Origin of the sequence: Sorangium sp. So ce426 (genome assembly GCF_051475585.1) — a bacterium.
In the GTDB taxonomy this organism is placed as follows: Bacteria; Myxococcota_A; Polyangia; order Polyangiales; family Polyangiaceae; genus Sorangium; species Sorangium cellulosum_B.
Genome location: NZ_CP150341.1, coordinates 4,236,487 through 4,247,389, shown reverse-complemented (window position 1 = coordinate 4,247,389; position 10,903 = coordinate 4,236,487). Strand labels below are relative to the sequence as shown.

At 74.2% G+C, this 10,903-nt stretch carries 7 protein-coding genes; 4 read left to right on the top strand and 3 right to left on the bottom strand.

Annotated elements, in window-relative coordinates:
• Positions 1–234: 234 nt before the first annotated feature.
• Positions 235–951: a hypothetical protein gene (locus tag WMF44_RS15890; RefSeq protein WP_437299959.1), complete on the top strand. Its 717-nt coding sequence runs from the start codon at positions 235–237 to the stop codon at positions 949–951.
• 46 nt (positions 952–997) lie between these two features.
• On the opposite strand, the gene WMF44_RS15885 is transcribed toward WMF44_RS15890, so the two are convergent.
• From WMF44_RS15885 to WMF44_RS15875, 3 genes are read right to left on the bottom strand one after another with little or no spacing between them, the layout of a single operon-like run.
• Positions 998–2,902: a L,D-transpeptidase gene (locus WMF44_RS15885; RefSeq protein ID WP_437299958.1), complete on the bottom strand. Its 1,905-nt coding sequence runs from the start codon at positions 2,900–2,902 to the stop codon at positions 998–1,000.
• 60 nt (positions 2,903–2,962) lie between these two features.
• Complete coding sequence (locus WMF44_RS15880; protein WP_437299957.1) at positions 2,963–4,327, bottom strand: DUF1552 domain-containing protein; 1,365 nt, start codon at positions 4,325–4,327, stop codon at positions 2,963–2,965.
• Positions 4,324–6,039 carry a DUF1592 domain-containing protein gene (locus tag WMF44_RS15875; RefSeq protein WP_437299956.1) on the bottom strand — a complete coding sequence of 572 codons (1,716 nt, stop codon included), beginning with the start codon at positions 6,037–6,039 and terminating at the stop codon, positions 4,324–4,326. Before WMF44_RS15875 ends, WMF44_RS15880 begins: the two co-directional genes overlap by 4 nt.
• Positions 6,040–6,362: 323 nt before the next feature.
• Between WMF44_RS15875 and WMF44_RS15870 the strand changes: the two genes are divergently transcribed.
• The 3 genes from WMF44_RS15870 (at position 6,363) to WMF44_RS15860 (ending at position 10,902) form a co-directional block, all read left to right on the top strand.
• A complete protein-coding gene (locus tag WMF44_RS15870) occupies positions 6,363–7,736 on the top strand; it encodes a hypothetical protein (protein WP_437299955.1) in 1,374 nt (457 codons plus the stop codon).
• Between the two features lie 20 nt (positions 7,737–7,756).
• Complete coding sequence (locus WMF44_RS15865) at positions 7,757–8,350, top strand: c-type cytochrome domain-containing protein (RefSeq protein ID WP_437299954.1); 594 nt, start codon at positions 7,757–7,759, stop codon at positions 8,348–8,350.
• Between the two features lie 107 nt (positions 8,351–8,457).
• Positions 8,458–10,902, top strand: coding sequence for a hypothetical protein (locus WMF44_RS15860; protein WP_437299953.1), 2,445 nt, complete (start codon positions 8,458–8,460; stop codon positions 10,900–10,902).
• Position 10,903: the final 1 nt, after the last annotated feature.

Here is a 10,903-nt window from a genome sequence, read left to right as displayed (position 1 = left end):
GCAAGAGATGCAACGGCCACGGGCGAGGGGATGTGCGAGGCGGGGCGCGCGTGGGGCCCCGCCGAACTCGCGGCTCCAAGGAGGAAAAGGGGCCATGACGGCCGCAGCGGGCGACTGGCATGGAGCCATCTCCGCTGGCCGGGTATCGGAGGCAGGAGATGCGAGCTCGACAGCGCCGCTCCCCCTACATGCTTCGCCGTCGACCGCCGCGGACGGCGGCGCCATCCTGAACACATGAACTTCCTGCTTCATCGCCACCTCGCCGCGCGCGACCTCGGCTCGGCCGCCGCGGGCGCGGCGGCGATGCTCCCGGACCTCTGGCGCATGGCCGACCGGCGCGTCAGGCCCTCCCGCGCGCCCGATCGCCCCGCCGCCCCGCCGCCCCGCCTCGCCGAGGTGCTGGCCGGCATCGACCACCACGTCGCCGCCGACCGCTGGTTCCACGCCGCCCCCGTCTTTGTGGAGGGCGAACGCCGCCTCGCCGCCGCCTTGCGCGCCGCCTCGCTCGGCGCGCCGCGGCTCGCGCTCTTCGCCCACGTGCTCTGGGAGATGTGCCTCGACGGCGCGCTCGTCCGCAGGACCGGCCTCGCGCCCCTCCTCGACGACCTCCGCGCCGGCCTTGAGGCCATCGACGGCGCCCCGACCGAAACCGCCGCCTCGATCCACCACTTCCAGCAGCGCGCCCCCTCCCCCGCCGGCGCTCTCGCCGATCGCGCGGCCTTCGAGTCGCGGCTCCGCCGCATCTGCGACGAGCTCACCCGCGGCCCCTGGATCGCCGGCTACCAGGACGGCGCCGGCCTCGTTCTTCGCCTCTCAGGCGTGCGCGCGCGCTTCGGCATGCCCCCCTTCACCCCGGACCAGCACGTCCGCCTGGCCGCGCTCCTCGACGCCCTCGCCGCCTCCGCAGACGACGCGCTGACCGACCTCATCCGCACCGCGCCGAAGCACTGACGCGCCCGCCGCTCGCCTTCATCCAGACGGCGATCGCCTCCCCTATTTATTCATGCACGATGATCGTCGTGCCCTCGCCCAGCTCCTCGCCTGTGTTGATCGCGTGCCATCCGGGCGGCACCGGGGGATCGGTCCACAGGAATACCCGGTGGGCGTCGATGGGCGCCAGGTTGATGCAGCCGTGGCTGCGCGGCGTGCCGAAGACGTCGTGCCAGTACGCTGCGTGGAGCGCGTAGCCGCTCGCGAAGTACTGGATGTACGGCACGTCCTTGAGGGCGTAGGTCCCCTCGCCTCGGCGCCGCGTCACGCCGTACTCCCCGTCGCCCTTCCGGGGGACCGCCTTCTCGCCTGCCGCGGGCTTCGCCGCCGCGCTCGCGCCGGGCTTCTTCGAGGCGCGCTCCTTCGACGAGCCGCCCTTGTCCGGCTTCGCGCCGCGCGAGGCCGACGGCGCGTCGGCGGTCGTCTCTGCGCGGCCGCCGACGCTCGACGACTCGTTCGAGTCCATCGTCGCCGTGATGTGCTTGTTGCGGATGCGGAAGACGCCGCGCACCGTCGCGGTCGTGGTCTTGGGATCGGCCACCCCTGCCTGGCCGGTCGAGACGAGCGTGGCGTAGACCGGGCGCTTGCCCTCCCAGAGGACCAGCGTCTGGTGCGTGATCGACACCTCGATCCACTTCTCGCCCTTCTCGGCGACCTCCGGCCACGCGGACGGCGCGACAGCGAGCCCGACGTCCAGCTGGCTCACGTACCGCTGGTCCCGGGTGCGGTAGTACTTCACGCCCTCGAGCCGGCGCATCCTGCCGGTCAGCGGGACGATGTCCCGGAACGGCAGCTCCTTGCCCGGCGTCGCCTTGTCGCCCTGGATCTGGACGTCGCGAGCGCTCCGCGCGCGGACGAAGGCGAGCGGCAGCGTGAGCGCGTCGGTCAGCTCGACGCCGTGCCAGGGAGAGCCGGTGTCGGGCTTGATCTTCGTCGCAGGCGCGAGCCGCAGATCGGTCGTGATCGCGAACCGCCGGCTCAGCGACTCCGGTCCGGTCGGGAACGATCCGATCAGCGACAGCCCGGTGAAGCGCCGCGCGCGATCGGCGAAGACCGCGTAGTCCGGGACCTTGAAGTCGCTGATGTTGCGGATGAGGCGCTTGCCGCCCTCGAGCCAGAACGGGATCGGGTCGCCGTCCCCTTCCCCGCCGAGCAGCGCGCCCTCGCCGAGCTCGAGCGAGTTCTTCCCCAGGCCGAGCTCGCCGATCTGCTTGCCCGGGAGCGGCACGCCGCGCGCGTCGATCGCCACGTCGTTCGCGCCGAGGATGACCCGCTGCACGGTCGCCTTGTTCTCCTCGAACCACGACAGGTGCTCGTCGAGCTTGAACTCCGATTTGCGCTGCTCCTCGGCGGTGGGCACGCGCAGGTAGAGCGGCAGCACCGCGCGGACGAAGGCGTACCGGTACGGGAGCGCTGTCCTCAGGTTCGGCCCGGGGCCGGCGGCCTTGAGGATGGGGTCGTCCAGGTCGAGCGTCGCGTCCTCGCCCACGCAGAGGTAGCCGCGGGGCTCGATCGCGTACCAGCCGCCCGGGCAGCCCGCGGTGCCGGCGGGCTCGGCGGAGCGGGGCACCCTGGAGCCGACGCGCAGGTACCCGAGCTTCTTCGACGTGTCGCGCGGCTCGTTGTAGACGGTCGCCACGAAGGCCGTCACGCCGAGCAGCGGCTTGTCGCTCGGCGGCCACGCGGGCGCCGCGAGCTCCGCGGGCGCGGCCTGCCCCTCGGTCGCCGTGAGCGCCGCGGAGGCCGCGTCGGCGCCGACAGCGCCCGCGGCCCCCGCGTCCGCCGGGACGTCCGCGGGCTTGCGACAGCCGCACGCCGCCGCCGTGAGCGCCGCGAGGTGCGCGAGACAGAGAGCGAGGCGCGCCGCGCGCCGCGCGCCGTGAGGCTTCCCGGAGGACAGCAGGGCGCCCATGCGGGCGTACTTGCCAAAATCGGCGCGCGACGAAAAGCCCAAAACACGCGGCGCGCGCACCTAGGCCAAGAGGCCGGGCAACACCCCCGTGCAGTACGCGGGGTTGCCGAACGTCGACACGTCCACGCCCATCGCGTTGCACAGCGCGACGAGCAGGTTGTTGTGGGGATCGCCGGCATAGCGCAAAAATCTTCCAGTCCTGAGCGCCCCGCCGGCGCCCCCCGCGATCACGTACGGCATGTCGCGCCGCGAGTGGCTCTGCCCCTCCGAGATGTCCGTGCACCAGAGGACGAGCGTGTTGTCGAGGAGCGTGCCCGTGCCCTCCTGGACGGCGTCGAGCCTCTCGAGCAGGTACGCGAGCTGCTCTGCCTGCCAGCGCCCGATGTCGACGAGCTGCTGCTGCTTCTCCGCGTCGCCGATGTTCGAGTGCGAGAGCGCGTGGTGCGTCTCCGACTGGCCGAGCCACGTGAACACCTTGCCCGCCTGGGTCGCGCTCCACTGGATGGACGCGACCCGCGTGAGATCGCAGGCGAGCGCCATCGCGAGCAGGTCGGTCTGCAGCCTCCCGATCGCGGGGAAGTTGTCGTTCGCGTACACGTCGAGCGGCTCGCCCAGCGCCGGCAGGGCGCACGCGCCGCCGAGGAGCGCCGGCACGTCGAGCCGCTGCTCGATGTCGTTCAGCGCGTCGAGGTGCTGCTCCAGCTTTCGCCGGTCCTCGCCCCCCAGCTCGCGCGCGAGGGCGCCGTAGTCCTCCATGACGCCGCCGAGCACCCGGCGGCGCAGCACGCGCCGCCGCGCGAGCTCCGCCGGATCGGCGCTGAGGTCCAGGAACAGCCGGTCGAACGCCGCGCGCGGATCGTCCTCGGGCGGGACCGGCTGGCCCGGGCCGAGGTAGGAGAGGCGCGACGAGACGTTCGCGTACTGGACCTGGACGCCGAGCTCGAGCGACGAGAGCTTCGTGCGATCCCCGAGCCTCGCGGCGAGGAACTGGTCGACCGAGATGCCCCCGCCCCAGCCGACCCGCGCGGCCGGGTTGCAGGCGTACGGGAAGAGGGTCCCCTCCTGCAGCTCCGTGCCCGTGAGCGCCTGGCCGATGCCCTGCTGGTGAGAGTCGCCCGGCCCGTGGTGGGCGGACTCCATGTCGATGCCCTCGACGACGAGCAGCTTGTCCCGGTAGGGAGCGAGCGGCGCGAGGATCTCTCCGAGCTCGAACGACGTCTCGGTCCCGGTCGGCTGCCAGGCCTCCTTCACCGTGCCGAGGCCGGTGAAGAAGACGACGAAGCGCTTCGGGAAATCGACGGCGCTCGCCGATCCCGCCATGGCGTCGAGGAAGGGCAGCGCGAGGGCGAGCCCGCCGGCCCCGCGCAGGAAGGCGCGGCGCTCGAGGCGCCCCCTCGACGCCCGGCGCTGTGCGGCGCGGCTCACGGCGCGCCCCCTGCGTCCGGCGCCGCGCGGCGGTAGCGGAACGCGTCCGTCTGGGTCAGCGCCACGAGCAGCGCCTTGATGTTGTACCCGCTCTCGGCGAAAGCCGCCTGGATCTGGCGCATGCTGCACTCGTCCTCCGCCTGCTCGGCGCGGCCGTAGCCGAAGCGGAACCACTGCGTCGCGACGCACTGGCGCACCTCGTCGCTCTCCGCGAGGCGGTGCGCGAGCTCCACCGCCCCGTCGAAGGGCCCATCGACATCCCGGCTCGCCACGATCTCGCCGCTCGCGTCGACCGGGACGCCCTGATCGACCTCGCGGTAGAGGCCGATCCCGTCGTAGCGCTCGAACCCGAAGCCGATCGGATCCATGAGCCGGTGGCAGCCGGCGCAGCCCGGGTCCTCCGCGTGCCGCTCGAACTGCCGGCGGGTCGGGATCCCTTCCCGCACCGGCGGCGGCTGGATGTCCACGTCGGGCGGCGGCGGCGGCAGGATCTGGCAGAGCAGCCGCTCCCGGACGAACTTGCCGCGGTGGACGGGCGAGGGCTGATCCGGCTTCGCGAGCACCGCGAGCACGCTGGCGTGGGTGAGGAAGCCGGCGCGCTGCGCTGGGTCGAGCGGCACGACCGAGAGCTCGCCGGGCGCCCCCGCGCCGCCCGCCGCTCCCAGCCCGTAGAACGCGCGGAGCTCGTCGTTCATCAGCGAGTAGGGCGCCGTCAGCAGCGTCGCCACGTCGCCGGCGCCGTCCTCGAACACGACGTGATCGAGGAACGCCTCGGTCTCCGCCCGGAGGAGCGCCGGGAGCCCGGCGTGGAAGCCGGGGTAGACCGCCGGATCCTTGGTGAGGGTGTCGATGTTCGACAGCTGCAGCCATTGCGCGTGGAAGTTCGCGACGGCGGCGCGGGCGCGCGGATCCTCGAGCATACGGCGGGCCTGCGCGGCGATCTGCTCCGCGGAGCGGAGCTCCCCCGCGTCGGCCGCCGCGAACAGCGCGTCGTCGGGCATCGAGCTCCAGAGCAGGTACGAGAGCCGCGAGGCGATCTCGTGGTCCGAGAGCGCCACCACGCCCTCGCCGGCCGGATCCGGCATGCCGTGCTCGACGCGGTAAAGGAAGTGCGGCGACTGGAGCATCGCCTGGATCACGAGCTCGACGCCGGTCGAGAAGCCGTGCTCGTCGTTCCCGAAGGCGAAGAGCCGCGCGAGCCGCTCGCTCTCCGCGGGCGCGAGGGGCCGGCGGAACGCGCGCTTGCCGAGGCGCTCGATGAGCTCGGCGGCGCACGCGTCGGGCCCCTGCACCGCCGGGTCGCACCCCGGAAGGAGCTTCCCGAGATCCTTCGCGGCCCGCGCCGCGATCGCCTCGGAGGCCTTCATCAGCTGCTCGGCGAGGAGCTGCGTGACCCCGAGCGCCGCCGCCTGGTTGTTGAACCCGAGCGCCTCTTCCTCGACCACGAAGGCGTCGGCCGGCGCGCTGTCGTCGCCGAGGAGATCGCGGATCGTGTTGTTGTACTCGAAGCGCGTCATCCGCCGGAGCGGCGACGCGCCCGGCCGGATCTCCGCGCAGCGCGGCGCCTCGCCTTCCGCTCCCCCCGCGGCCCCGCCGCCGTGCCCGCTGTGCCCGCCGGAGCAGGCGGCGGCCGCCGCCACGACGATCGCCAGCCCGAGAGAGCCCCCGGGGCCGCGCGCCGCGCGGCGGTGCCGTCCTCTTGACCGATCCATCTGCCCTCTCCCCTCGGGGACGCGCTGGCCTGCGATGCGGTGCGTTGCGGCGCTGCGCATCGAGCTAACGACATGTCTCACGTCGCGGGGGCCCGTCAAGACGCCAGGGAAGACGAGGGTCGGTGAGCCCCGCGAGTCCGGTTGTAGCGGAGTCTCCTAGCTACACTGCGCGTCATCGGAAATGTCGCGGAGCCCCCTCGAAAGACGCTGGATCCAGCCGCGACATCACCTGTAGGCTCGCGCGCGTGCAAGCTTCGTTTGACGCCGCTGCCGGCAAAAGGCCCGCGCGGAAGCCGACCAGGTTCACAACGCTGTCCCTCTCTTTGAGCCTCTGCGGGAGGATCCTCCTCGGGCTCTCCGCCGCGACGGTCACGACGTTCGCGCTCTCGCCCATCGCGCTCGCCGCCCCCAACGAGTCGAAGTCGATCGCGATCCACATCGAGGGGCCGAACGCGGACGCCATCCGCGAAGACATCGTGTCCCTCGTCCCGGAGACGCTGAAGGTCGTGGACGAGGACGCCTTCTCGAAGTCGCTGCGCAGCGCCGGCCAGACCAAGCCGGTGGGCGACGCGCTGGTGATGAAGGCCCAGCGGAAGAAGGCCCTCGACCGCATCCGCAAGGCGGGCAAGGCCGCGAAGGCCGAGGGGGTGATCTACGGCGTCTCGCGGACGAACAAGAAGAAGAAGAAAGAGGTCTACCTCGTCTTCGTCGACGAGAACGCCGGCGACCTCGCGGTGGACAGCGCGGTGCCGCTGAGCGGCTCGCGGGACGCCCGCAAGAAGGCGCTGGAAGACCTGCTCGGCCCGACGCTCTCGCAGATCGCGCCGGCGGCCGCGGCCGACGAGGACCAGCCGAAGGACGGCGGCGACGAGGGCGACGGCGACGAGAAGAGCAGCGACGGCGACGAGAAGAGCAGCGACGGCGACGGCGACGGCGACGAGAAGAGCAGCGACGGCGGCGACAAGGGCGGGAAGCGCAAGCCCCACGACCCCCGCTCGGCGCTCTTCTCGATCGAGGCCGGCGTCGAGTTCACTGGCCGCTGGTTCGAGTACTCCGATCCGGTCACGCAGAACCTCCGGCCCTACGACGTCTTCGGTCAGCCCGCGCTGTCGGTCTCGGGCGAGGTGTACCCGCTCGCGTCGACGGACATCCCCGTGCTCAAGGGCCTCGGCATCACCGCGGGGTACATGATGGCGATCGGCCTCAACTCGGCGGTTGGCGACGGCGACCCGATCAGCACGACCTACCAGCGCATCAACCTGGGCCTGCGAGAGCGGCTGTCGATCGGCGAGTCGTCCGTGCTCGGCATCTCCGCCGGGCTCCGGCTCCTGACCTTCGAGGTCGACGCGGCGGAGGCCCTGGCCAGCACGGTGCCGAACGTCTCCTACACGCTGATCCGGGCCGGGCTCGACGCGCGCGTGCCGGTCGGCCCGGTCGCGCTGGCGCTCGGCGCCGACTACCTCTTCCCGCTCTCGTCAGGCCCGGTTTACGATCGGTTCGCCGGGGCGAGCGTGCAGGGCATCGGCGCGATGGCCGGGGTGCTCGTGCCCGTCACGACCGGCGTCGAGGCGAGGCTCCTCGTCGAGTACGCGCGGTTCTTCTCGTCGTTCGACCCCGCGATCGGCGACCGGTACGTCGCCGGCGGGGCGATCGACCAATACCTTGGGGTGCGGCTCGCCGGAGCCTACGTTTACTGAGCGAGAGAGAGAGGTAGCACGTGACGTACATCGCTTTCCTTGGCGGGCGCACCGCGCTCGCCGCCGCCGTGATGAGCGGCGCCGCGTTCATCATCAGCTGCGCGGGGACCCTCGAGGACAAGGAGCAGTACCTCGCCGGCGGCGACGGGCCTGGCGGCGGAAACGGCCAGGGCAACGGCGCGGCGACCGGCGGCGGCGGCGACCCCACGACCACAAGCAGCGGCGACCCCACGACCACAAGCAGCGGCGATCCTACGACCACAAGCAGCGGCGACCCCACGACCACCAGCGCGGGCAGCGGCGCCGGGGCCGGATGCGCTGAAGCGCAGGCGCTGGTGATGGCGAGGTGCGCCACCTCGGGCTGCCACGACGCGGAGTCGAAGCAGGCGGGCCTCTCGCTCGCAGCGGGGTGGGAAACCACGGTAGCGGCCCAGAATGCCTCGGCGCCGTGCGGCTCGGGCCCGCTGCTCGTGCCGGGTGACCCGGACGCCAGCCTGATGTACGTGAAGGTCACGGACGACCCGACGTGCAACAACCGGATGCCGCTCGGCCCGTTGCTCAGCGACGACGAGATGAAGTGTCTCTACGACTACATCGCGGCGCTCCCGCAGTGAGGTAGCAAGGGAGCCTCTGGCCGCGGCAGCGGCGCGGGCGGCGCGGTCGTCCCCTCGATGAGACCGCCTCGTTGGCGCCCCCGTGGCCAGACGCTACGCTCGCCGCGATGCTGCGCCGGCGCTCGTTCTGGATCGCCGCGGCCGCCGTCGCCTACACCGCCTTCGCCGCGCTCCGGGCGTCCGGCGGCCACGGGCCCGCGTGGCTCGCCCTGCTCGGGCTGCCGGTGCTGCTCGCGCTTGGCCTCCGCTGGGTAGAGCGGCCGCCGCGGGGAGAGGACCGGATCGAGCCGGCGGCCCGCCGCGCGGCCGCCGTCTGCCTCACCGGCGCCGCGATGCTCGCCGCCTCGCGGAGCGGCCCCGCCGGGCTCGCGCTGATCGCGCTCGGCAACCTCGGCGCGGCGGCCGCGGCGATGGCCGCCCTGGTCGGGCTCGCGCGCATCGCGGGCCTCGGCGGTCTCCTCGAGCCTCCGCCGAGCACGCGGCGCCTCGACGCGGCGGCGTTCGCCTCGCTCTTCTGGACCGTGGCGGTCGCCCTGCCCGCCGTCTCCGCGGTGGCGCCCGAGCGCGCGGCGGATCTCGATCCGCTGCTCGTCCACTACGCCACGTCCGCCGCGTCGCTCGGCTCGCTCACGGTGACGCTCGTGGCGATCGCGCGCGTCCGCATCGCGCGGCGGCTCGAGCTCGGCGTGGCCGACCGGGTCGAGGCCGCGCTGCTGCTCACGGCGACCGCGCTTTCGGTCGGCCTCGCGGCGGCCTTCGTCGGCGTCGCGCCCCCCGAGTCGATCCTGCCGGTCACGAGCGCCGTCGCGGCGGTCTGCGTCGCGCTCTGCACCGTGGCCGCGGACGCGGCGCAGGTCTCGCGCGCGCTCCGCGGCACGCTCGCCGTCGCGACGCTCGCGACCCCGCCGGCGCTGCTCGCGGTCTACGCCGTGCACCAGGCGCCGCGCGGCGATCTCGGGCTCCGCGGCGCGCCGCAGTCCTCCGTCGGCGTCGCCGTGTTCGGCGCGTGCGCGCTCTGCGCGCTCGCGGGGCTCGCGGCGCCGGTGCTCGCGCGCCGGTTCGCGCCGGAGGGGGCGCGCTGGCTCGGGGCCTTCGACGCCGCGACGCGCGCGGCGATGAACCCGGAGCCGGAGGCGGCGCTCGAGGCGGCGCTCTCCGCGCTGCGCGAGGCGTCGGACGCCGGCCTCGCCGGGCAGGCCCCGCCGGCGCTCTACCTGCTCTCGCCGCCGGAGCAGGTGACCGTCGATCGCGCCGGTTACAAGCACACCGAGCCGGCGGAGGTGCCGGCGCGCCTCATCGAGCTCGCCCAGCTCGAGCCGGAGCGCGTCCTGCGCGTCGAGGCCGCCGAGGCCGTCGAGGTCCGGCGGCCGGAGGTGCGCCCGCTGCTCGCCTGGCTCGCGGAGCGCGACGTCGGCGTGGTCGCCCTCGTGAACGACGCGGAGGGCCCGATCGGGGCCCTCGCCATCCCCCGGGCCCGGCGCGCGTCGCCGATGACGCTGGAGGAGGTGAGCGGCCTGCGCGCGGTCGCCGACCGGCTCGGGGCGGTGATCGCGGTGTCGGCGATGCTGTCGGGGTCGCGCGGCCGCGAGGTCGCCGCCCGCCGCGAGGCCGAGGAGCGCGCGCGCGAGGTGAGCCGGCTCGAGCGCGCGGTGGCGCAGGGCGCGGGGCGGTTCCGCGCGATCGCGGCGCTGCTCGCGCGGCCGGCGCGGGCCGCCGCCTACAGCCCCGCCGCCCGCGCGGCGCTCGAGCAGCTGGAGCGGCTCGGCGTGGCCGGCGGCCCGGTCACGCTGCTGACGGCGCCCGGGATCGACGCGGTGGCGTGGGGCGCGGTCGTCCACCTGACCTCACCGCGCGCGGGCGGCCCGCTGGCGATCGTCGACGGCGCGGCGCCCGTCCCCGAGGGGTTCGCGCAGGCGTTCGCGCAGGCGCGGGCCGCCGCGCCGGCGCGCGACGAGGCGGCCGCGATCGAGGGCTCCGCGGGGGCGCCGAGCGCGCTCGCGCTGTGGCGTGATCCGGACAGCTCGCCCATCGAGGCGGCGCGGGGGGGCACGCTGCTCGTGCTCGACGCCCAGGCCTTGCCGTCCGAGGTGCAGAGCTACCTCGGCGCGGCGCTGCCGGACGACGTCGGGCTCGTCGTGGCGGTGCCTCAGACCGTGGACGCGCTCGCGGCGACCGGCCAGCTGAGCGAGCGGCTCGCGGACCGGCTCGGCGATCGGGCCGTCGCGCTGCCCTCGCTGTCGTCGCGCGCCGAGGATCTCCGCGCGCTCGCGCTGGATCACCTCGCGCGCATCGGCGTCCGCCTGCGGGGCCGGCCGTTCGGCCTGGATCTGCGCGCGCTGCAGGCGGTGCTCGACCACCCGTGGCCCGGCAACGACGCCGAGATGGGCGCGGTCCTGCTCCGCGCGGCGCTCGTGGCCAAGGGCGACGTCATCGGCGAGAAGGATCTCGCGGCGATCGGCTTCGCCCCGCCGCCCGAGCCCGCCAGCGGGGCGGACAGCGCCCGCGGCGAGCCGCGCCGCGCCCGGCGGCGGCGCGCGGACCCGAGGGGGTAGG